We start from the raw sequence: 20,599 nt of genomic DNA, 5'->3' as shown, positions 1-20,599 counted from the left end.
CAACGCCATCAACATCATCGACGGCTTCAACGGCTTGGCGTCCATGTGCGCCATGATCATGCTGGCCGGATTGGTGGTGGTGGCGCTGCAGTTGGGAGACAACTGGATCGCCGCCGCAGGGCTGTTGCTTATCGGCGCGACGCTGGGTTTGTTTACCCTGAACTACCCGATGGGCCTTATCTTCTTGGGGGATGGTGGTTCCTATTTCTTGGGCTTCATGGTGGCCGAGTTGGGCATCTTGCTCATCGGTCGGCACCCTGACGTGTCACCGTTGTTCCCCTTGGTGCTGTGCGCCTACCCGGTGGTGGAGACCCTGTTCACCATGTACCGCCGCAAGGTGCTGCGGGGTCGCCCAGTGCACGCGCCCGATGGCGTGCATTTGCACAGCTTGATCTACCGACGCTTAGTCCGCTGGGCCTTGGGGTCGCGCAATGCGCGGTTGCTGGTGCGTCGCAACTCCTTGACTGCACCCTACCTGTGGGTGGCCTGCAGCCTGAGTGTGGTGCCCGCCATCATTTGGTGGGATTCGTCGGCCGTGCTGGCGGGCGTGCTGTTGGCCTATGTGGCCGGTTACATCGCGCTGTACCGCCGGATCGTGCGCTTTCGCACCCCGCGCTGGCTGTTGCGTCGCTGAGTCGGGCTGTGCTCAGGGCAGAGGCGACAATGGCACCATGATTGACGTTTCCCCGCCGGCTGACAGCGCCGCCCCCGCGCCGCGCTTCGACACCCTCCCGCTCGACCCCAAACTGCTCCGCGCCGTGGCCGACTCTGGCTACACGGCGATGACGCCCATCCAGGCCAAGGCGATCCCGATCGTGTTGGCGGGCAAGGATGTGATGGGGGCGGCGCAGACGGGGACGGGCAAGACGGCGGCGTTTTCGATCCCGCTGCTGCAGCGCATGCTGAAACACGAAAACGCCAGCATGTCGCCAGCCCGTCACCCGGTGCGGGCCGTGGTGCTGGCGCCCACGCGAGAGCTGGCCGACCAGGTGGCGCAGAACGTGTTGGCCTATGCCAAGCACACCAACCTGCGCGTGGCCTGTGTGTTCGGCGGGGTGGACATCAAGCCCCAAGCCGCGCAGTTGAAGGCGGGCGTGGAGGTGTTGATTGCCACGCCGGGTCGCTTGCTGGATCACATCGAAGGCAAAAACTGCGCGTTGCACCAGGTCGAGTACGTGGTGCTCGATGAGGCCGACCGCATGCTGGACATCGGCTTCTTGCCGGACTTGCAGCGCATCCTCAGCTACTTGCCCAAAACCCGCCAGACGCTGCTGTTCTCGGCCACTTTCTCGCCCGAGATCAAGCGCTTGGCGTCCAGCTACTTGCAAAGCCCCGAGCTGGTGGAGGTGGCGCGCCCCAACGCCACGGCCAGCACCGTGGAGCAGCGCTTTTACGCCGTGGGCGATGACAAGAAGCGCGCGCTGCTGTTGCAGCTGTGGCGCGAGCGGGGCAGCACGCAGGCCATCGTGTTCATGAACAGCAAGCTCGGCGCCGCACGCCTGAGCCGTGCGCTGGAGCGCGAGGGCATCAAAGCCAGTGCGCTGCACGGCGACAAGAGCCAGGACGAGCGCCTGAAGACCTTGGCGGCCTTCAAGGCGGGCGAGGTGGACCTGTTGATCGCCACCGACGTGGCAGGCCGTGGCTTGGACATCGCCGAATTGCCGCTGGTGTTCAACTTTGACGTGCCGTTCAACGCCGAGGATTACGTGCACCGCATCGGTCGCACCGGTCGTGCGGGCGCGTCGGGTGTGGCCATCACCTTTGTGTCGCCCAGCGACGCGCGCTTGGTGGCCGACATCGAGAAGCTGATCAAGCGCAAGATGGACTTGGAGCCGGTGTCGGCGGGCCTGGTGGGCGACGACGAGCGGCCGCGCCGGCCCCGCCGCGACGCGGACGAGGCCGGGGAAGCGCCGCGCCGCGAGCGCACGGAACGCAGCGACCGCGGGGAACGAAGCGAAAGGGCCGAACGTGGCGAGCGTGGCGAACGGAGTTGGGGCTCGGCGGCCGGCACGCGGCGCGGCCCGGCCGACCCGTTCTTCGACCGCCCTTACGAGCCACCGGCCCACGCCGGCGAGCCGCCCGCTTGGGAGCAGGCGGCGGCCAAATCGCTGAAGCCCTCGGGGCCGTCGAAGTACATCAAGCCCAAGCGCCAGACCGCGGCCTTGTTCGGGCCGAAGCGCGTGGCCGAACCGTTGCCCGCTTCGCTTCAGCCCGAAGCCGCAGCCAGCCAGGAAAACATCGCCGGCTGATCGGTCGGCAGTTCGCTGGGCTGTTGACGCCACTGCGCCACGGTGGCGCTGCGCGTCCACTCTTGCGGGGTGGTCAACGCCCGGCTCACCGCCAACACCGTGCTCGGTTGCAAAGCCTGCACGAGGGCTTGCAACAGCGCTGGGTTGCGGTACGGGGTTTCGATCAGCACCTGCGTTTGCTGCAGTTTGCGCGATTGGGCTTCCCACTCGCGCAAGCGCTGCAGGCGTGCGGTCGACTCGGTGGGGGCATAGCCGTGGAAGGCGAACGACTGGCCATTCAAGCCGCTGGCGGCCAAGGCCTGCACGATGCTGGAGCTGCCCGGCAGACCGTGAACCGCAAAGCCCGCGCGATGCGCGGCGGCTACCAGCGCGGCGCCCGGGTCGGCCACGGCGGGCAGGCCAGCTTCGCTGAGCAAGCCCAGGTCGTGCCCGGCGCGCAACGGGCTCATGAGAGGGGACAGGTCCACGCTGGTGCGGGCTTGCCCCTTGGGGGGGCGAGGCAGCTCGACGATGGCCAGTTGCTGCAGAGGCAGGGCCAGGGGGATCACCGCGTCCACCCGCTTGAGCAAGGCCCGTGCCGTCTTGGCGTTTTCCACCACCCAGTGCTGCAAGCCGGCGGCTTCCTGGAGCGTGCGTTTCGGCAGCACTTCGTCCAGCGGGGCGCTGGCATCCAGGCCGAAGTCCAACGGCGCTGGCACCAGCAGCAGGCGAGGGCGGCTCATCGCGCGGTTTGCCACAGCGGGTAGCCGGCGGCGCGCAAGAGTCGGCTGGTGGCGATCAGCGGCAGGCCGATGAGCGCGGTCGGATCGTCGGACTCGATGGCTTCCAGCAGGCTGATGCCCAGGCCTTCGCTTTTGGCGCTGCCCGCACAGTCGTAGGGCTGCTCCAGGCGCAGGTAGTGTTCGATTTCGTCGTCGCTCATGTCGCGAAAGCGCACGGTGACCGGCACACGGGCCACCTGCGCAAAGCCCGGGGCCACGACCGCCACCGCGGTTTGGAACACGATGGCGCGGCCCCGCATGGCCCGCAGTTGGGTCACAGCCGCCGCGTGGTGGCCGGGTTTGCCAATGGGGCGTCCCGCCAAGTCGGCCACTTGGTCAGAGCCAATCACCCAGGCCAGCGGGTGCTGGTGTGCCACCGCCTGGGCCTTGGCCAGCGCCAGGCGCTCGGCCAAGGCGGCCGGCCCTTCGCCATCGTTTGGGGTTTCGTCGACGGCGGGCGAGGCAACTTCGAAGGGCACGCGCAGGCGATCGAGCAGCTCGCGGCGGTAGCGGGACGTGGAGGCCAGGATCAAGGGTTGGGCGGGCATCGGGCGATTGTTTCATCGCCCCGGCGGTGGGCCTTCCTACACTCCGGGCATGGCCACCGATCGTTCCATGTCGCCGCGCAGCCTGGATGTGGCTGCTTTTGCCCAAGCGGAGGGCGTACTCGCTGGCGAGTGGCCGGCCAGCGCGTTGGCTCGCTTGGCGGAATCGGGGGCGCCCGAGGCGCCTGTCGCGTCTTGGGATCCGGTGCGCTGGCGCGTCAGCGGCCACCTGCGATCCGTGTTGGGCAGCGAGTCGGAGGTGTGGCTGAACCTGCAAGTGCAGGCCCAGGTGCGTCCCACGTGTCAGCGCTGCTTGCAGCCGGTGTCGATCGAACTCGACATCGACCGGCCTTTCCGCTTCGTGCGCGACGAAGCGCAGGCCGCCGAGTTGGATGCCGAGAGCGAGGACGATGTGCTGGTGCTCAGCCGCCGTTTCGACGTCCAGGAGTGGGTGGAGGACGAGCTGCTGCTGGCTTCGCCCATCGTGCCCTTGCACGACGCCTGCCCCCAGCCGCTACCGGTGTCGGATGCGCCGGCGATCGAAGAGGTCTCAGAGCGCCCCAACCCGTTCGCCGTGCTGCAGGCGCTGAAGGACAAAGCACCCGGCACCGGCTCGACTTGATCGAGCTCGCACCTTTGCACTAGAATCGCGGGCTTTTCCGGCGTTAGCCCTTTGCCACCGCAGCCTGAGCGCTGCCTCGATGTGGGTTTGGAGGGGTTGGCGCGATGGTGTGGTGGGCTGACATCGACAGCGATGGCGCCAGCCGCGCCACCCACCCTCACCGACCTGGAGCCGACCATGGCCGTTCAACAAAACAAGAAGTCGCCGTCCAAGCGCGGCATGCACCGCTCGCACAACGCCCTGACCAACCCGGGCACCGCCATCGAGCCGACCACCGGTGAAGTGCATCTGCGCCACCACATCAGCCCCAACGGCTTCTACCGTGGCCGCAAGGTGCTGAAGACCAAGGCCGACGCTGCCTGATCGGACTGGGTCACGGAACCACGCGTTGGCGTGTTCCAAACCCTGACTGCCAAACACTCCAAAGCCCGGCGCTGCGCTGCAGCCTCGGGCTTTGCTGCTTGAGCCTGCGATGACCTTGCCTGTCTTGCCTCGGGTGCGATTGGCTGTGGATGCCATGGGTGGCGACCACGGTGTGCGCATCACCCTGCCGGCCTGCGAAGCCTTTTTGCGGCGGCACCCCGACGCGGCCTTGTTGCTGGTGGGGCAGCCGGACGCGCTGGCGCCTGCCAAGGCTTGGCCGCGCACCGAGGTGGTGGCAGCCACCGAGGTGGTGGCCATGCACGACCCCGTCGAGGTGGCCCTGCGCAAGAAGAAGGACTCGTCCATGCGCGTGGCCATCGGGCTGCTGAAGGCGCAAGGCGATGCCCCACTGCGTGCCGATGCTTGCGTGTCGGCCGGGAACACCGGCGCTTTGATGGCACTGGCCCGCTACGTGCTGAAGACCATGGAGGGCATCGACCGCCCCGCCATCGCGGCGTCGCTGCCCAACCAGACCGGTGGCTTCACCACCGTGCTGGACTTGGGTGCCAACGTCGACTGCGGACCCGAGCACCTGCTTCAGTTTGCGGTGATGGGCAGCGCCCTGGTCACGGCCGTGACGGAGAACGAAGCCCCCACGGTGGGCCTGCTCAACGTGGGCGAAGAGGTCATCAAGGGCAGCGAGGTCATCAAGCGCGCGGGCGACTGGCTGCGCGCGGCCGATGCCGCCGGCCAGATCCGTTTTCACGGCAACGTCGAAGGCAACGACATCTTCAAGGGCACCACCGACGTGGTGGTGTGCGACGGTTTCGTCGGCAATGTGCTGCTCAAGACGGCCGAAGGCCTGGGCAGCATGGTCAAGGGCAAGCTGAAGGCGGAGTTCACGGCGTCTTGGCTGTCCAAGCTGTCGGCACTGTTGGCGCTGCCCGTGTTGAACCGATTCCAAGCCTCGATGGACCACCGTCGCTTCAACGGTGCGGCCCTGTTGGGCTTGCGCGGCCTGGTGTTCAAGAGCCATGGCTCGGCCGATGCCTTCGCCTTCGAGCGCGCGCTCGAGCGCGCCTACGAGGCAGCCCGCCACCAATTGTTGGACCGCGTGCACGACCGCGTGGCCGCTACCTTGCAGGCCGGTGCGCCGGCTGCGGAGACGTCTGAATGAGCTTGCCTGCGTACTCGCGCATCCTCGGCACGGGCAGTTACTTGCCCGAACGCCGGGTGTCCAACGCCGACTTGGCTGCCCAACTGGCGGCCCATGGCGTGGAGACCTCGGACGCTTGGATCCAAGAGCGGACCGGCATTCAGGCCCGCCACTTTGCTGCCGAGGGGCAGTGCAGTTCTGACCTGGCCCTGCCCGCCGCTCAGGCGGCACTGGCGGCCGCGGGCATCGCGGCCGAGGACATCGATCTCATCGTCGTGGCCACCACCACGCCCGACATGACCTTCCCCTCCACGGCGGCTTTGTTGCAGGCCAAGCTGGGCGTGCACGGTTGCGCGGCGTTTGACGTGCAGGCCGTTTGCTCGGGCTTCCTGTACGCCTTGGGCGTGGCCGACGCCATGATCCGTGCCGGCAGCGCCCGCCGGGCGCTGGTGGTGGGGGCCGAGGTGTTTTCGCGCCTGCTGGATTTCAAAGACCGCACGACTTGCGTGCTGTTCGGCGATGGCGCCGGTGCCGTGGTGCTGGGCGCATCGGACGAGCCTGGCATCTTGGCCACCGCCCTGCATGCCGATGGACGCCAAGCCGGCGTGTTGTGCGTGCCCCAGGGCGACTACGTGCACATGGACGGCCAGGCGGTGTTCAAGCTGGCGGTGGGGGCCTTGGAGAAGGCGGCGCACGAGGTGCTGGAAAAGGCCGGTCGCACGGCCGATGCCATCGACTGGTTGATCCCCCACCAGGCCAATCTGCGCATCATGAAAGGCACCGCCAAGAAGTTGGGTTTGCCCGACGAGCGCATGGTGGTGACCGTGCACGAGCACGGCAACACCTCGGCGGCCTCGGTGCCGCTGGCGCTGGACCACGCCGTGCGCGCCGGCCAGGTGCAGCGCGGCCAAACCCTGATGCTGGAAGGCGTGGGCGGCGGTTTCACCTGGGGTGCCGCCCTCGTCGTTTACTGAGGACTGTTGATGACCACTCCGTTTGCTTTCGTTTTTCCTGGCCAGGGCTCCCAGGCCGTGGGCATGCTCGACGCTTGGGGCGATCACCCGGCGGTGCGCGCCACCCTCCAAGAAGCCAGCGATGCGCTGGGGCAGGACATGGCCGCGCTGATTCACGCGGGCCCCAAAGAACAACTCGACCTGACCACCAACACCCAGCCGGTGATGTTGACGGCCGGCATCGCCTGCTACCGCGCTTGGTTGCAGGAGACCGGCCTGACGCCGGCCGTCGCCGCGGGCCATTCCTTGGGTGAGTACAGCGCCCTGGTGGCAGCTGGCGCCTTGACCCTGGCCCAAGCCCTGCCGCTGGTGCGCTTGCGCGCCCAGGCCATGCAGGAAGCCGTGCCCGTGGGGCTGGGGGGCATGGCTGCCATCCTGGGCCTGGACGGCGAGGCGGTGAAGGCCGGTTGCGCCCAGGCCCGTGCCGAGAGTGGTGAGGTCGTCGAGGCGGTGAACTTCAACGACCCCAAGCAAACCGTCATCGCGGGCTCGAAGGCGGGCGTCGAAAAGGGCATGGAGGTGCTGAAGGCCGCTGGCGCCAAGCGCGCGCTGCCGCTGCCCGTGTCGGCGCCCTTCCACAGCAGCCTGATGAAGCCCGCGGCCGAACGCCTGAAGGTCGCGCTGGCCGAACTGGCGTTCCAGCCGCTGCAGTTCCCCGTCATCAACAACGTCGATGTGGCCGTGGTCGATGCGCCCGAGGCCCTGCGCGACGCCTTGGTCCGCCAGGCCTACCAGCCGGTGCGCTGGGTCGAGCTGGTGCAGGCCCTGGCCGGTCGCGGGTTGACGCATGTCATCGAGTGCGGCCCAGGCAAGGTGCTGGCCGGCATGGTCAAGCGCATCGACGCCAACCTCGTCAGCACCACCGTGTTCGACCCTGCGAGCCTGACCGAAGCCCGCGCCCTGATTGGAGCCTCCGCATGAGCACCCCCACCATCGCCCTCGTCACCGGGGCCACCCGCGGCATCGGCGCTGCCATCGCCGCCCGGCTGGCGGAAGCCGGCCATTTCGTGATCGGCACCGCCACCAGCGCCGAAGGCGCCGCCAAGATCCAGGCGGCCCTGGGCGATCGGGGTCAGGGCGTGGTGCTGAACGTCACCGACGCCGCCGCCAGCGAGGCCCTCGTCAACCAGATCGTGACCGAGCGCGGCGGCTTGCACGTGCTGGTCAACAACGCCGGCATAACCCGCGACACCCTGGCCCTGCGCCTGAAGGACGAGGACTGGGACGCGGTGCTGGACACCAACCTCAAGGCAGTGTTCCGTCTTTGTCGTTTGGCTCTCAAGCCCATGATGAAACAGCGCAGCGGTCGCATCGTCAGCATCACCTCGGTGGTGGGGGCGTCCGGCAACGCCGGCCAAGCCAACTACGCCGCGGCCAAGGCTGGGCTGGCTGGCATGAGCCGCGCCCTGGCGCGCGAGGTGGGCAGCCGAGGCATCACCGTGAACTGCGTGGCCCCTGGCTTCATCGCCACCGACATGACGGCGGTGCTGCCTGAAGCACAGCAGGCTGCGCTGATGGCCCAGATTCCCCTGGGTCGCCTGGGCGAAGCCCGTGAAGTGGCCGAGGCGGTGGCCTTCCTGGCCAGCCCGAACGGTGGCTATGTCACCGGCAGCGAATTGCACGTCAACGGCGGCATGTACATGTGCTGACTGTCACCCGGCGCCCCCAGTTTTAGGGGTGCCGCCCTAAAGCCCGTAGAATGGCGGGCTATTTTGTTTTGAAACCCCTCCCGGAGGAGTCATGAGCGATATCGAAGCCCGCGTCAAGAAGATCGTTGCCGAGCAACTCGGCGTGCCTGAGGCGGACGTCACCAACGAAAAGGCCTTCGTGGCCGACCTGGGCGCTGATTCGCTCGACACCGTGGAGCTGGTGATGGCTCTGGAAGATGAGTTCGGCATCGAAATCCCCGACGAAGAAGCCGAGAAGATCACCACCGTGCAATTGGCGATCGACTACGCGCTGAAGCACCAAAAGGCCTGAGCACCAGGCCCCGAACGCGCCCGGCCTGGGCGCGTTGTTGTTTGTGGCAGGGGCCGAAGCCCGATGCGGCTCGGCGTCCCTGGACTTGCTGAGAGTTCTGCATGACCCGTCGTCGCGTCGTCGTCACCGGCTTGGGCCTCGTCTCCCCGGTGGGCAACACCGTGGCCGAGGGCTGGGCCAACATCCTGGCGGGCCGCTCTGGCATCGCCAAAGTCACCCGGTTCGATGCCTCCATCCTCGCTTGCCACTTCGCGGGGGAGGTCAAGGGCTTCCGCGTGGAAGACTACATGCCGGCCAAAGAAGCCCGGCACATGGACACCTTCATCCATTACGGCATGGCCGCCGGGCTGCAGGCGGTGGCCGACGCCGGCTTGCCGCAGGGCGAGCAGTTGAGCGAAGCCCAGGCCGAGCGCATCGGCTGCATGGTGGGTTCGGGCATCGGTGGCTTGCCTCTGATCGAAGAAACCCACGCCGAGCTGGTGGCCAAGGGGCCGCGGCGCGTGTCGCCCTTCTTCGTGCCGGCTTCGATCATCAACATGATCTCGGGTCAGTTGTCGATTCGCCTCGGCTACCAAGGGCCCAACCTGTCGGTCGTGACGGCCTGCACCACCGGCCTGCACTGCATTGGCCTGGCTGCGCGCCTCATCCAGATGGGCGACGCCGATGTGATGGTGGCCGGCGGCGCGGAGTCCACCGTGTCGCCCCTGGGCATTGGGGGCTTTGCCGCGGCGCGCGCGCTCTCGACCCGCAACGACAGCCCGGAAACCGCGTCTCGGCCCTGGGACAAGGGTCGAGACGGCTTCGTGCTGGGTGAGGGGGCGGGTGTGTTGGTGCTGGAAAGCCTGGAGCACGCTCAGGCGCGAGGGGCCAAGATTTACGCCGAGTTGGTGGGCTTTGGCATGGGGGCCGACGCCTTCCACATGACCGCGCCCAACGTGGACGGCCCCAAGCGTTCGATGCTGGCCGCCTTGCGCGATGCCGGCTTGAACGCCGATGCGGTGCAGTACCTGAATGCGCACGGCACGTCGACGCCGCTGGGCGATGTCAACGAGACCAATGCCGTCAAGAAGGCGTTCGGCGATCACGCCAAGTCCCTGGTCATCAGCTCGACCAAGTCCATGACCGGCCACCTGCTGGGTGGTGCGGGCGGCATCGAGTCGGTCTTCACCGTGCTGGCCCTGCGCGACCAGATCGCGCCGCCGACGATCAACCTGGACGATCCCGATCCCGACTGCGATCTGGACTATTGCGCCAACCAGGCGCGTGAGATGCGCATCGACGTGGCCGCCAAGAACAACTTTGGCTTCGGCGGCACGAACGGCACCCTGCTGTTCAAGCGGTTCGGCTGACATCCGCCGCTGGGCATGACCCGCCGCCTGCCTGCGCTGAGCTGCCCTGTGCAGACCCGGCGCTGGCAGGCGCTTTGTTTTGACGGGGAGGCCTGGGCGTTGCTGCCGACCAACCCCGGGGCCGATGCCTTGCCGCTGTTGGGGCTGGATGTGGTCGCTGACTTTGGCTCGGCCCTGTGGTTGCGAGCACGGTGGCGCGGGGACGCCAGCCGGTGGGGCTGGCGTTGGCCGGCGGAGCAGCACCTGTGGCTGCGCCGGGGGCGAGACGCGGTCGATTGGCCCTTGCTGCGCGCAGCGCTGGCCCAAGGTCGGCGCTGGTTGGGGGATGGTGCACCGACGGACGCGTCAACCCGGGGGTGACTTCCGGTCGTTGAGGGGCCTTGCAATCCACGATAGGGCCCTCATTTCCACCGTGCTTTGTCTGTGGTGCAAGCTCCCTCGTCTTCTTTGGACCTACGAACCATGCGCAACTTGTTCGCTTTCTTGCCTGGGCTGGCCGCTGCCGGCCTGTTGACTGGCGCCCTCTGGGCGGCTGCTCCTGCGGTGCAAGCGCAGCCCCAGCCCCCCAGCGTTGCCCTGCCCGATTTCTCCGAGTTGGTGGAGCGCGTTGGACCGGCGGTGGTGAACATCCGAACCGCCGAGCGGGTGCGCGCCAACCCGTCGGCCGAGATCGACCCGCAGATGCAGGAGTTTTTGCGGCGCTTCGGTCTGCCGGTCCCGCGCCGAGGCGGCCCGCGGGGCGGTGACGACGACGAGGCGCCCCAGCGCCGCGGGGTTGGATCGGGCTTCGTGGTCAGTGCCGAGGGGGTGGTGCTGACCAACGCCCACGTGGTGGACGGCGCCGACGAGGTCACCGTCACCTTGGTGGACAAGCGCGAATTCAAGGCCCGCGTGCTGGGCACCGACCGCCGCACGGACGTGGCGGTGCTCAAGATCGACGCCAGTGGCCTGCCCACCGTCAAGATCGGCGATGTGGGCGCGCTCAAGGTGGGGGCGTGGGTGGTGGCCATCGGCTCGCCCTTTGGCTTTGACAACACGGTGACCGCCGGCATCGTCAGCGCCAAGTCGCGCGACACCGGCGACTTCTTGCCCCTGATCCAGACCGACGTGGCCATCAACCCGGGCAACTCGGGCGGGCCGCTGCTCAACCTCAAGGGCGAGGTGGTGGGCATCAACTCGCAGATCTACAGCCAGAGCGGGGGCTTCATGGGCATCTCCTTCGCGATCCCCATCGACGAGGCCATGCGCGTGGCCACCGAGCTGCGCGCCACCGGGCGTGTGGTGCGCGGTCGCATCGGCGTGCAGCCCGACGTGGTGACCAAGGAGGTGGCCGAAGCGATCAAGTTGCCCAAGGCGCAAGGCGCGCTGATCCGCCGCGTGGAACCCGGCAGTCCGGCGGAAAAGGCAGGCGTCGAGGGGGGCGATGTGATCACCAAGTTCGACGGCAAGACGGTGGAGCGTTTCACCGACCTGGCGCGCATCGTGGGGGCCACCAAGCCGGGGACGAAGGCCACGATGCAGATCTTCCGCAACGGCAGCTTCCGCGACTTGAGCGTGGTGGTGGGCGAACTGCGGGAGCCCGCGTCCGCCGCCAGCGAACCCGGCGAGCCCAAGGCGGCCAATGCCTTCGGTTTGACGCTGGGCGACCTGCCCGCCGACCAGCGCAAAGCCCTGAAGTTGCGCGGTGGGGTGCTGGTGGAGCGCGCCGACGGGCCCGCCGCGCGTGCGGGTTTGCGGTCGGGCGATGTGATCGTGAGCATCGACAACACCGACGCGATCAGCGCCAAGCAGGCCACCGCTTTGCTGGGCAAGCTGGACAAAGCCAAGGTCGTCAGCATGGTGGTCCGGCGAGAAGAGCAGTCCAGCATCGTTTTGGTGCGCCCCGGTAAATAATCATCTATGAGGTTGGAATGGCCGCCTGCTTGGCGGCCATTCTTGTTTTTTGGTCATGGCTGAGGCTTGATGCTGTGGGCCGGCTGTGCGTAGCCTGTGGATAAGTGGCCTGTGGGGCCGCCGCCACGCGGGTTCGACGGCGGAGCGGGGGCTGCTCCCAACGGGTGATTTCGCTACAATCGCCTCCCCAACAAGCAGTTGCCATACGTTTTGTTGGAAGGCGCGTCTGCCCCTTGGACGTGCCTTTTTTTTAGGCTCGGCTCGGCCCTCGCGGCTCCGCTTCTCCAGTGATGGCGCTGACGCGCTGGCGCTGGCAACACGACCCGCCATTTCGTCCGCCTGACTGCGGGCGTGGCACCCAGGCTTGCATGGATCACATCCGCAATTTCTCGATCATTGCCCACATCGACCACGGCAAAAGCACGCTGGCCGACCGACTCATTCAACGCTGTGGTGGCTTGGCCGACCGCGAGATGGAGGCCCAGGTGCTCGACTCGATGGACATCGAGCGCGAGCGCGGCATCACCATCAAGGCCCAAACGGCGGCCCTGAAGTACACGGCACGCGATGGCAAGACCTACAACCTCAACCTGATCGACACCCCGGGCCACGTGGACTTCTCTTACGAAGTCAGCCGCAGCCTGAGTGCCTGCGAAGGCGCGCTGTTGGTGGTGGACGCCAGCCAGGGCGTGGAGGCGCAAACCGTGGCCAACTGCTACACCGCGCTCGACCTGGGCGTGGAGGTGGTGCCCGTGCTCAACAAGATGGACTTGCCGGCCGCCGACCCGGACAACGCGAAGGCGGAAATCGAGGACGTCATCGGCATCGATGCCACCGACGCGATTCCCTGCTCCGCCAAGTCGGGCATGGGCATCGACGAGATCCTGGAGGCCGTGATCACCCGCATGCCGCCGCCGCGAGGCGTGGCCGAAGCGCCGCTGCGCGCCATGATCATCGACAGTTGGTTCGACAACTACGTGGGCGTGGTCATGTTGGTGCGCGTGGTGGATGGGACGCTGCGCAAAGGCGAGCGCATCCGCATGATGGCGACCAACGCCGTTTACCCGGCCGACCAATTGGGCGTCTTCACGCCCAAGAGCGAGGCGCGGGATCAGCTCAACGCGGGCGAGGTGGGCTTCATCATTGCTGGCATCAAGGAGCTGGCGGCGGCCAAGGTGGGCGACACCATCACGCTCGAGAAGAAGCTGCCCAACAACCTGGGGCCTGCGACCGAGGCCCTGCCGGGCTTCAAGGAGATCCAGCCGCAGGTGTTTGCGGGCCTGTACCCGACCGAGGCCAGCGAGTACGACCAGCTGCGCGACGCCTTGGAAAAGCTCCAGCTGAACGATTCGTCGCTGCGGTTCGAGCCCGAGGTCAGCCAGGCCCTCGGGTTTGGCTTCCGGTGCGGGTTCTTGGGCTTGCTGCACATGGAAATCGTGCAGGAGCGTCTCGAGCGCGAGTTCGACCAGGACCTGATCACCACCGCCCCCAGCGTGGTGTACGAGGTGGTGTTGGGCGATGGCACGGTGCTGGAGGTGGAAAACCCCAGCAAGATGCCCGAGCCGGGCAAGATCGAAGAGATCCGCGAGCCCATCGTGACCGTGCACCTGTACCAACCGCAGGAGTACGTGGGCGCCGTGATGACGCTGGCGAACCAAAAGCGCGGCGTGCAGATTGAGATGGCCTACCACGGCAAGCAGGTGCACCTGACCTACGAGATGCCGCTGGCCGAAATCGTGCTGGACTTCTTCGACAAACTCAAATCCGTCAGCCGCGGTTACGCCTCGATGGACTACGAGTTCAAGGAGTACCGGGCCTCCGACGTGGTGAAGGTGGACATGCTGATCAACGGCGATCGCATCGATGCGCTGGCCATCATCGTGCACCGCAGCCAGAGCCAGTTCCGCGGCCGCCAGGTGGCGGCCAAGATGCGCGAGATCATCCCGCGCCAGATGTACGACGTCTCCATTCAGGCGGCCATCGGCGTCAAGATCATCGCCCGCGAGGACATCAAGGCCTTGCGCAAGAACGTGATCGCCAAGTGCTACGGCGGTGACATCACCCGCAAGCGCAAGCTGCTGGAAAAGCAAAAGGCCGGCAAGAAGCGCATGAAACAAATCGGCTCGGTGGAGGTCCCGCAAGAGGCCTTCCTGGCCATCCTTCAGGTGGAAGAATGAGTGCCAACCCCCCGAATGAAGCCCAGGTCGATGGCATCGCGCGGCTGATGAGTTCGCTGACTGCGGCTCTGTTTGCCGCCTTGGCGGTGTACGCCTTCGGCTGGATTCGCGACCTGTGGACCGGCAACTTCGCGCTGCTGCTGTTCGTGTTGTCCTTGGTCACGTTCGCGTATTGGCTGGCCGAGCGTTTTTGCTTTTTGCCGCAACGCCGCCGCGCGGCCGAGGCCCTGGTGGCCGCTGACGCCGAACGCCGGGCCAAGTGGGCGGCTCAGGGGCTGAAGGCCGATGTGACCGACATCGAAGGGGCGCGCCAGGCGCTGCTGCGTCAGCCCTGGTGGCTGGATTGGACGGCGGGCCTGTTTCCCGTGCTGCTGGCGGTGTTCTTGCTGCGATCCTTCGTGTTCGAGCCCTTCCGCATCCCCTCGGGCTCCATGGTGCCCACCTTGTTGGTGGGCGACCTGATCGTGGTGAACAAGTTCCACTACGGCATTCGGCTGCCGGTGATCAACAAGAAGATCGTCGACAACCACCCGGTGCAGCGCGGCGACGTCATGGTGTTTCGCTACCCCAAGAACCCGGCGGTGGACTACATCAAGCGGGTGGTCGCCGTGCCGGGTGACGTCGTGACCTGGCGCAACCAGAAGCTGTACTTGAACGGGCAAGAGGTGCCCACGACACTCCAGGGGCCGTTTTACGACCGCAGTGGGGCGGTCTCGCGCACCCGCTACACCGAGCAGTTGGGGGCCTTGTCCCACGACATCCTGGTGGAGCGGCACCTCCAGCCCCTGATCCCAGGCGATCCCACGCGGCCGCACGCCGACCAGTGCCAGCACACGTTGGAAGGCCTGACCTGCACGGTGCCACCGGGCCACTACTTCATGATGGGCGACAGCCGCGACAACTCCGAGGACAGCCGCTTCTGGGGTTTCGTGCCGGACGAGAACATCGTGGGCAAGGCCTCGGCCGTGTGGATGCACTTCTGGGATTTCAGCCGCATCGGTCCCATCCGCTGAGCGCTTGAGTAAGCTTGTACCTTCTTCAACCGGGAGCGAAGACATGACCATCTCGAACGGGGCGAAAGGCCAACGTGGCATCACGCTGATTGGTTTGTTGTTCTGGGGCGTGGTGATCGCTTTCTTGGCCGTGGTGGGCATGAAGGTCGTGCCCACGGTGTTGGAGTACTTCACCGTTCAGAAGACGGTCAACACGATCGCGCAGACCAACCCGGCGACGGTGGCGGCTGCGAAGGCCGAGTTCGACCGGATCAAGTCGGTCGAGTACTCCATCCTGCTCGACTCGAGCGATCTCATCGTGACCAAGGAAAACGAGAAGGTGGTCATCGAGTTCGCCTACCAGCGCGAGATCCACATCGGGGGCCCGGCCTACCTGGTGATGAAGTACGAGGGCAGGTCGCGCTGATGGCCGGTGCGCCCGAGGCGGTCGCGCAGGCGGTGGGGTACCGGTTCCGCGATCCGCAACTGCTCACCCGGGCGCTCACCCACCGCAGCCATGCGGGCACGCACAACGAACGCCTGGAGTTCCTGGGCGATGCGGTGTTGAACCTGGCGGTCAGCCAGCTCTTGTTCGGACAGGCGTCTGAGGCCGACGAAGGCGAGTTGTCGCGCATGCGGGCGCATCTCGTGCGCGAGGCGAGTTTGCACGCCTTGGCGGTTCAGATTGGCCTGCCCGCCTGCATCCGCTTGAGCGAAGGCGAAGCCCGCTCGGGCGGTGCCCAGCGGGCGTCCATCTTGGCCGATGCCCTGGAGGCCCTGGTGGGCGCCATCCACTTGGACGGGGGCTTCGACGCGGCGCACACCGTCGTCACGCGGCTGTTTGCGCCCTTGGTGGCGGGCGCCCCCAGCGATGCGCGTTGGGCCAAGGACGCCAAGACCGCTTTGCAAGAGTGGCTGCAAGGCCGCAAGCACCCGTTGCCTCAGTACCGCATCGTGGCCACCCAGGGTCAGGCGCACCGGCAGCAGTTCGAGGTGGCGTGCGCCGTGTCGGCCTTGGCGGTGCAAGCCACCGGTCGAGGCACGTCGCGCCGGGCCGCCGAACAAGACGCGGCCGCCCAGGTGCTGGCCGTTCTCAACGCCTCCCGAGAAAGTTCGTCATGAGCCCCGCCCCCGCCGATTCACCCACCGCTGCCCAGCGTTGCGGCCTCATCGCCATCGTGGGCCGCCCCAATGTGGGCAAGTCCACGCTCTTGAATGCCTTGGTGGGCCAAAAGGTGTCGATCACCAGCAAGAAGGCGCAAACCACGCGCCACCGCATCACCGGCGTTCGCACCGTGGGCGAGACGCAGTTCGTGTTCGTCGACACCCCGGGCTTTCAAACCCGCCACAGCAACGCGCTCAACCGCACGCTTAACCGCACCGTGCAAGGGGCCCTGAGCGACGTGGACATGGTGCTGCTGGTGGTCGAAGCCGGCAAGTTCGGGCTGGATGACGCCAAGGTGCTGGCCTTGTTGCCGCGCGACAAACCCGTGGTGCTGGTGGCCAACAAGCTCGATGCCATCCACCGCCGCGCCGACCTGCTGCCCTGGCTGAAGGACATGCAGGAGCGCCACCCCTTCACCGAGTTCGTGCCGCTGAGCGCCCGCAAGGCGGCCGACGTGGAGCGCTTGTTCGGCATCATCGCGCCCCACCTGCCGGAGCAACCCTGGTTCTTCGAGGAAGACGCGCTGACCGACCGCAGCGAGCGCTTCCTGGCCAGCGAGCTCATCCGGGAAAAGCTGTTCCGCCTGACCGGCGATGAACTGCCTTACAGCTGCACCGTCGTCATCGAGAAGTGGGACGAGGAGGCCGAGCCCGACCCCGAGCCCGCGGCCGCGCCGCAAGCCGGGCTGCGTGTGCCCAAGGCCCCGGTGCGGCGCATCGCGGCGGCCATCGTGGTGGAGCGCGAGGCCCACAAGGGCATGGTGATCGGTCAGGGCGGGGAGCGGCTCAAGCGCATCGGCAGCGAGGCCCGGCAAGAGCTGGAGAAGCTGACCGAAAGCCGGGTCTTCTTGGAGTTGTGGGTGAAGGTGCGCGGCGGTTGGGCCGACAACGAGGAACACTTGCGCTCTTACGGCTACGAGTGAACGGCGGGCCATAGGCCTGCTGCGCAACCGCAGGGCGGCCCTCCGGTACTCACCGTACGGGTGTACGGTTCCGTTCCTCCTGCCACCCTGCGGCCGCTCGCGACGGCCCCTGGCCCACAGTTTCGCGGCTTCGACCTGAACCCCATGGTGACGAAATCCCCCGGCCTCCACGCCTTCGTCCTGCACGCCTACGACTGGAGTGAATCCAGCCTCGTGCTGGACGTGTTCACGCGCGAACTGGGGCGCTTGGCGGTGGTGGCGAAGGGCGCGAAGCGACCGACCTCGCAGCTGCGCGCGGTGCTGCTGCCCATGCAGCGCCTGCACTTGCAGCTGGCCAAGACCAAGGCGGACGAGGCGGCCGACATTCACACCCTGCGGCACGCCGAGTGGGGCGCCGAGCACCCGCTGCCTGCCGGCGGCGCTTTGCTCGCGGCCTACTACTTGAACGAACTGTTGATGCGCTTGCTGGTGCGCGCGCAGCCGCACCCGGTGTTGTGGGACGCCTATGCACAAACCGTGCTGGCGCTGTCGCACCCCGGGCAGGCGGCCGAGCCTTGGTTGCGGGCGTTCGAGTTGGCGCTGCTGGAGGATTTGGGCTGGCTGCCGGCGCTGGACGTGGACTCGGTGACGCAGGCAGCGCTTCAGCCGGGTCGGCGCTACGCGCTGTCGCCCGAACTGGGCTTGGTGGGCAGCGACGAAGGGGTGAGTGGGGCGCTGTGGCTGGGCCTGCAGGGCCCTTTGACGCAGCGTGCCGAACTGCTGGCGCACAGCGGCGAGCGATCGCTTTTGAAGAGCGCGCTGCGCGGGGTGCTCCACTACCATTTGGGCCATCAGCCGCTGCGCAGCCGCGCGGTGCTGCACCAGGCGCACGATTTGCTGTCTTCATGAACCCCCTCATCGCCCCTTTCGCCCACGACGCCCGCTGTGCGCTGTCGGTCAACGTCAACAAGGTGGCCCTGCTGCGCAACACGCGGCATTTGGGTATCCCGAGCGTGGTGAAGGCGGCGGAAGCGTGTCTCCTGGCGGGGGCACAGGGCATCACCGTGCACCCGCGGCCCGACGAGCGCCACATTCGCGCTCACGACGTGCACGACCTGGCCGCGCTGCTGAAAGCCTGGCCGCAGGCCGAATTCAACATCGAGGGCAACCCCACGCACAACCTGATGGAACTGGTGCGCGCCACGCGCCCGCACCAGGCCACCTTCGTGCCCGACAGCGTCGAGCAGTCGACCAGCGACCACGGCTGGGACTTGCCCGCCGATGGCGAGCGCTTGCGCCCCTTGATCGCGGAGTGCAAGGCCCTGGGCGTGCGCGTCAGCCTGTTCATGGACCCGCTGCCCGAGGCGATGGCCCATGCCGCGGCGCTCGGTGCCGACCGCGTGGAGCTCTACACCGAGCCCTACGCCGCAGCGCATGGCACCCCCGACCAGGCGGCGCAGTTGCAGCGCTACGCCGCTGCGGCCCAGGCGGCGCTTCAGGTGGGCTTGGGGGTCAACGCGGGCCACGACCTGAACCAACGCAACCTCACCGATTTCCTGCGTGCAGTGCCCGGTGTGCAAGAGGTGTCGATCGGTCATGCGCTCGTCGCCGATGCGCTCGAAGCCGGCTACACCCAAACCGTGCGCGCTTACCTGCGGGCCATCCAGGCGGCCTATGCCTGAGGTGGTCGGTCTGGGCACCGACGTGTGCGAGATCGCCCGCATGACCGAGGCCCTGGCACGCCATGGCGACCGGTTTGCCGACAGGATCCTGGGGCCGCAAGAGCAGGTTCTGTTCCGGGCCCGGCGCGCGGGTGCACCCGCCCGGGGCGCTGCCTTCCTGGCAACGCGCTTTGCCGCCAAAGAGGCTTTGGCCAAGGCCCTGGGCACCGGCATGCGCCCACCCATGGCCTTTCAGGCCTGTGAGCTCTTGCCCAACGACGCGGGACAGCCCACTTGGCAATGGCATGGCGCCTTGGCCGACATGATGCGCACTCGACGCTTGCACGCCTGGGTCAGTGTGAGCGACGAACGCACCGTGGCCGTGGCCACCGTGCTGCTTCAACAGGAGGATTGAATGCTGGAAGCCACTCCCCACGCGCCCTTGGTGCTCGACGTTGCAGGCACCTCGTTGAGCAGCGCCGAGCGCCACCGCCTCAAGCACCCACTGACGGGCGGGGTCATCTTGTTCGCCCGCAACTGCGAAAGCCGGGCGCAGATCACCCAGCTTACCGCGGACATCAAGGCCGTGCGGCCCGACGTGCTCATCGCCATCGACCACGAGGGCGGGCGTGTGCAGCGTTTCACGCGCGATGGGTTCACCCACTTGCCCGCCATGCGCACCCTGGGCGAGGTGTGGATGGACGACCCGATGAAGGCCACCGCAGCCGCCAGCGCGTGCGGCGAGGTGCTGGCCTTGGAGTTGCGCGCCTGCGGCATCGACTTCAGCTTCACGCCCGTGCTTGACCTGGACCATGGCCACAGCGCGGTCATCGGCAACCGCGCGTTCCACCGCGACCCGCGCGTGGTGGCTTTGCTGGCCAAGAGCCTGATGCACGGTCTGTTGCGGGGCGGCATGCAGGGTTGCGGCAAGCACTTCCCGGGGCATGGCCATGTCAAGGCCGACAGCCACCATGCCATCCCGGTGGACCGACGCAGCCTCAAGGCGATCCTGGCCGACGACGCCGCTCCCTACGGTTGGCTGGGGGGCGTGATGGGGGCGGTGATGCCAGCCCATGTGGTCTACCCCAAGGTGTGCGCGCGGCCGGCGGGCTTCTCGTCGGTGTGGCTGCGGGACATCTTGCGCGAGCGACTGCGCTTCCAAGGCGCCATTTTTTCGGACGACCTGGGCATGGCCGGTGCACGGGTCATCGAAGGGCGACCGGTCAGCCATGCCGAAGCCGCCGTGGCGGCTTTGCAGGCGGGCTGCGACTTGGTGCTGCTGTGCAACGAGTCGCCCGTCCAGGCCGGCGCCGCCATCGACGACCTGCTCGTGGGGCTGCAAGCCGCGCATGCCAGCGGGCTGTGGCGCCCGGACGAGGACAGCGAATTCCGGCGCCTGGCCTTGCTGCCAGCCACGCCGCCGCTCGGTTGGGACGAGTTGATGGCCGACCCGGCTTACCACGCTGCGTTGGAGCGCTTGCCTGGCTGACCAGGCGAGAGGCCATCGTTCATGGCCGCTCTCTGCCCCCCAAGCCCCGCACTCGGCGTTGCAAACCCCCGCCGTGGCCCGATTCCCTCCTCCCCTCTGAAGGCTCGGGGCGGCCGCCCACGGCCCGTGGGCCGATGCAGCGGAGCATCGTCTTGGCGTTTACCCGGGATTGACGAAAACCCCTCCCGAATTTGTGGGAAAGCAACGCCTAACTTGCGAACAATTCACGCACCGATCGTGCGAGCTGTCATCCGCCACTCGGGTTCCTTCATCCCTTCATCTT

23 protein-coding genes are annotated in these 20,599 nt (G+C 67.2%); 21 read left to right on the top strand and 2 right to left on the bottom strand.

The features are described from left to right. Positions 1 to 634 (top strand): glycosyltransferase family 4 protein (locus tag O9335_RS05530; RefSeq protein ID WP_298384758.1); only part of this gene is annotated, 634 nt, incomplete at its 5' end. Positions 635 to 671: 37 nt separating this feature from the next. After that, positions 672 to 2,249, top strand: coding sequence for a DEAD/DEAH box helicase (locus O9335_RS05525; RefSeq protein ID WP_298384754.1), 1,578 nt, complete (start codon positions 672 to 674; stop codon positions 2,247 to 2,249). On the opposite strand, the gene O9335_RS05520 is transcribed toward O9335_RS05525, so the two are convergent. Both O9335_RS05520 and O9335_RS05515 read right to left on the bottom strand, forming a co-directional pair. Then, a complete protein-coding gene (locus O9335_RS05520) occupies positions 2,207 to 2,971 on the bottom strand; it encodes an SAM-dependent methyltransferase (protein WP_298384751.1) in 765 nt (254 codons plus the stop codon). The two genes, O9335_RS05525 and O9335_RS05520, sit on opposite strands and share 43 nt — an antisense overlap. Beyond that, a complete protein-coding gene (locus O9335_RS05515) occupies positions 2,968 to 3,558 on the bottom strand; it encodes a Maf family nucleotide pyrophosphatase (RefSeq protein WP_298384748.1) in 591 nt (196 codons plus the stop codon). The genes O9335_RS05520 and O9335_RS05515 overlap by 4 nt, the downstream gene beginning before the upstream one ends. Positions 3,559 to 3,607: 49 nt before the next feature. Here O9335_RS05515 and O9335_RS05510 point away from each other — a divergent pair, with 49 nt between their 5' ends. From O9335_RS05510 to nagZ, 19 genes are all read left to right on the top strand, one after another. Beyond that, positions 3,608 to 4,177 (top strand): YceD family protein, encoded by a 570-nt coding sequence (locus O9335_RS05510; protein WP_298384745.1) that lies wholly within the window; start codon positions 3,608 to 3,610, stop codon positions 4,175 to 4,177. A gap of 177 nt (positions 4,178 to 4,354) precedes the next feature. Beyond that, the gene (gene rpmF / locus O9335_RS05505) at positions 4,355 to 4,540 is read left to right on the top strand and encodes a 50S ribosomal protein L32 (RefSeq protein WP_298384743.1); all 186 of its coding nucleotides are present in this window, start codon (positions 4,355 to 4,357) and stop codon (positions 4,538 to 4,540) included. A gap of 109 nt (positions 4,541 to 4,649) precedes the next feature. Then, entirely contained in the window at positions 4,650 to 5,717 is a 1,068-nt protein-coding gene (gene plsX, locus O9335_RS05500; protein WP_298384739.1) for a phosphate acyltransferase PlsX, read from the top strand. Positions 5,718 to 5,719: 2 nt separating this feature from the next. Then, positions 5,720 to 6,670: a beta-ketoacyl-ACP synthase III gene (locus tag O9335_RS05495; protein ID WP_298384763.1), complete on the top strand. Its 951-nt coding sequence runs from the start codon at positions 5,720 to 5,722 to the stop codon at positions 6,668 to 6,670. A gap of 9 nt (positions 6,671 to 6,679) precedes the next feature. Beyond that, the gene (gene fabD, locus O9335_RS05490) at positions 6,680 to 7,630 is read left to right on the top strand and encodes an ACP S-malonyltransferase (RefSeq protein WP_298384736.1); all 951 of its coding nucleotides are present in this window, start codon (positions 6,680 to 6,682) and stop codon (positions 7,628 to 7,630) included. Continuing rightward, positions 7,627 to 8,358, top strand: a complete 732-nt coding sequence (gene fabG, locus O9335_RS05485; RefSeq protein WP_298384733.1) for a 3-oxoacyl-ACP reductase FabG — start codon at positions 7,627 to 7,629, stop codon at positions 8,356 to 8,358. The genes fabD and fabG overlap by 4 nt, the downstream gene beginning before the upstream one ends. A gap of 91 nt (positions 8,359 to 8,449) precedes the next feature. Next, positions 8,450 to 8,689, top strand: coding sequence for an acyl carrier protein (acpP, locus tag O9335_RS05480; RefSeq protein WP_298384728.1), 240 nt, complete (start codon positions 8,450 to 8,452; stop codon positions 8,687 to 8,689). Between the two features lie 101 nt (positions 8,690 to 8,790). After that, positions 8,791 to 10,038, top strand: a complete 1,248-nt coding sequence (fabF, locus tag O9335_RS05475) for a beta-ketoacyl-ACP synthase II (protein ID WP_298384725.1) — start codon at positions 8,791 to 8,793, stop codon at positions 10,036 to 10,038. Between the two features lie 15 nt (positions 10,039 to 10,053). Next, complete coding sequence (locus O9335_RS05470; protein WP_298384723.1) at positions 10,054 to 10,398, top strand: hypothetical protein; 345 nt, start codon at positions 10,054 to 10,056, stop codon at positions 10,396 to 10,398. A gap of 102 nt (positions 10,399 to 10,500) precedes the next feature. After that, positions 10,501 to 11,931 carry a Do family serine endopeptidase gene (locus O9335_RS05465; RefSeq protein WP_298384720.1) on the top strand — a complete coding sequence of 477 codons (1,431 nt, stop codon included), beginning with the start codon at positions 10,501 to 10,503 and terminating at the stop codon, positions 11,929 to 11,931. Positions 11,932 to 12,299: 368 nt separating this feature from the next. Next, on the top strand, positions 12,300 to 14,108 hold the full coding sequence (lepA, locus tag O9335_RS05460) for a translation elongation factor 4 (protein ID WP_298384718.1): 1,809 nt from the start codon (positions 12,300 to 12,302) through the stop codon (positions 14,106 to 14,108). Next, positions 14,105 to 15,121: a signal peptidase I gene (gene lepB / locus O9335_RS05455; RefSeq protein ID WP_367185401.1), complete on the top strand. Its 1,017-nt coding sequence runs from the start codon at positions 14,105 to 14,107 to the stop codon at positions 15,119 to 15,121. The genes lepA and lepB overlap by 4 nt, the downstream gene beginning before the upstream one ends. 43 nt (positions 15,122 to 15,164) lie before the next feature. Next, the gene (locus O9335_RS05450; protein WP_298384715.1) at positions 15,165 to 15,527 is read left to right on the top strand and encodes a DUF4845 domain-containing protein; all 363 of its coding nucleotides are present in this window, start codon (positions 15,165 to 15,167) and stop codon (positions 15,525 to 15,527) included. Continuing rightward, positions 15,527 to 16,222 carry a ribonuclease III gene (gene rnc / locus O9335_RS05445; RefSeq protein WP_298384712.1) on the top strand — a complete coding sequence of 232 codons (696 nt, stop codon included), beginning with the start codon at positions 15,527 to 15,529 and terminating at the stop codon, positions 16,220 to 16,222. Before O9335_RS05450 ends, rnc begins: the two co-directional genes overlap by 1 nt. Next, complete coding sequence (era, locus tag O9335_RS05440; RefSeq protein ID WP_298384708.1) at positions 16,219 to 17,187, top strand: GTPase Era; 969 nt, start codon at positions 16,219 to 16,221, stop codon at positions 17,185 to 17,187. The genes rnc and era overlap by 4 nt, the downstream gene beginning before the upstream one ends. Before the next feature lie 144 nt (positions 17,188 to 17,331). Continuing rightward, on the top strand, positions 17,332 to 18,075 hold the full coding sequence (recO, locus tag O9335_RS05435; protein WP_298384705.1) for a DNA repair protein RecO: 744 nt from the start codon (positions 17,332 to 17,334) through the stop codon (positions 18,073 to 18,075). After that, a complete protein-coding gene (locus O9335_RS05430) occupies positions 18,072 to 18,848 on the top strand; it encodes a pyridoxine 5'-phosphate synthase (RefSeq protein WP_298384702.1) in 777 nt (258 codons plus the stop codon). The genes recO and O9335_RS05430 overlap by 4 nt, the downstream gene beginning before the upstream one ends. After that, positions 18,841 to 19,242, top strand: a complete 402-nt coding sequence (acpS, locus tag O9335_RS05425) for a holo-ACP synthase (protein ID WP_298384699.1) — start codon at positions 18,841 to 18,843, stop codon at positions 19,240 to 19,242. The genes O9335_RS05430 and acpS overlap by 8 nt, the downstream gene beginning before the upstream one ends. Continuing rightward, on the top strand, positions 19,243 to 20,316 hold the full coding sequence (nagZ, locus tag O9335_RS05420) for a beta-N-acetylhexosaminidase (RefSeq protein WP_298384694.1): 1,074 nt from the start codon (positions 19,243 to 19,245) through the stop codon (positions 20,314 to 20,316). Positions 20,317 to 20,599 lie beyond the last annotated feature (283 nt).

It is taken from the genome of Inhella sp., from assembly GCF_027532025.1.
In the GTDB taxonomy this organism is placed as follows: Bacteria; Pseudomonadota; Gammaproteobacteria; order Burkholderiales; family Burkholderiaceae_C; genus Inhella.
This window is presented reverse-complemented; position numbering and strand designations above follow the sequence as displayed.

Coding starts and splice junctions, on each gene's coding strand:
- O9335_RS05525 (WP_298384754.1), top strand. CDS start 672: ATGATTGACGTTTCCCCGCCGGCTGACAGCGCCGCCCCCGCGCCGCGC.
- O9335_RS05520 (WP_298384751.1), bottom strand. CDS start 2,971: ATGAGCCGCCCTCGCCTGCTGCTGGTGCCAGCGCCGTTGGACTTCGGC.
- O9335_RS05515 (WP_298384748.1), bottom strand. CDS start 3,558: ATGCCCGCCCAACCCTTGATCCTGGCCTCCACGTCCCGCTACCGCCGC.
- O9335_RS05510 (WP_298384745.1), top strand. CDS start 3,608: ATGGCCACCGATCGTTCCATGTCGCCGCGCAGCCTGGATGTGGCTGCT.
- rpmF (WP_298384743.1), top strand. CDS start 4,355: ATGGCCGTTCAACAAAACAAGAAGTCGCCGTCCAAGCGCGGCATGCAC.
- plsX (WP_298384739.1), top strand. CDS start 4,650: ATGACCTTGCCTGTCTTGCCTCGGGTGCGATTGGCTGTGGATGCCATG.
- fabD (WP_298384736.1), top strand. CDS start 6,680: ATGACCACTCCGTTTGCTTTCGTTTTTCCTGGCCAGGGCTCCCAGGCC.
- fabG (WP_298384733.1), top strand. CDS start 7,627: ATGAGCACCCCCACCATCGCCCTCGTCACCGGGGCCACCCGCGGCATC.
- acpP (WP_298384728.1), top strand. CDS start 8,450: ATGAGCGATATCGAAGCCCGCGTCAAGAAGATCGTTGCCGAGCAACTC.
- fabF (WP_298384725.1), top strand. CDS start 8,791: ATGACCCGTCGTCGCGTCGTCGTCACCGGCTTGGGCCTCGTCTCCCCG.
- O9335_RS05470 (WP_298384723.1), top strand. CDS start 10,054: ATGACCCGCCGCCTGCCTGCGCTGAGCTGCCCTGTGCAGACCCGGCGC.
- O9335_RS05465 (WP_298384720.1), top strand. CDS start 10,501: ATGCGCAACTTGTTCGCTTTCTTGCCTGGGCTGGCCGCTGCCGGCCTG.
- lepA (WP_298384718.1), top strand. CDS start 12,300: ATGGATCACATCCGCAATTTCTCGATCATTGCCCACATCGACCACGGC.
- lepB (WP_367185401.1), top strand. CDS start 14,105: ATGAGTGCCAACCCCCCGAATGAAGCCCAGGTCGATGGCATCGCGCGG.
- O9335_RS05450 (WP_298384715.1), top strand. CDS start 15,165: ATGACCATCTCGAACGGGGCGAAAGGCCAACGTGGCATCACGCTGATT.
- rnc (WP_298384712.1), top strand. CDS start 15,527: ATGGCCGGTGCGCCCGAGGCGGTCGCGCAGGCGGTGGGGTACCGGTTC.
- era (WP_298384708.1), top strand. CDS start 16,219: ATGAGCCCCGCCCCCGCCGATTCACCCACCGCTGCCCAGCGTTGCGGC.
- recO (WP_298384705.1), top strand. CDS start 17,332: ATGGTGACGAAATCCCCCGGCCTCCACGCCTTCGTCCTGCACGCCTAC.
- O9335_RS05430 (WP_298384702.1), top strand. CDS start 18,072: ATGAACCCCCTCATCGCCCCTTTCGCCCACGACGCCCGCTGTGCGCTG.
- acpS (WP_298384699.1), top strand. CDS start 18,841: ATGCCTGAGGTGGTCGGTCTGGGCACCGACGTGTGCGAGATCGCCCGC.
- nagZ (WP_298384694.1), top strand. CDS start 19,243: ATGCTGGAAGCCACTCCCCACGCGCCCTTGGTGCTCGACGTTGCAGGC.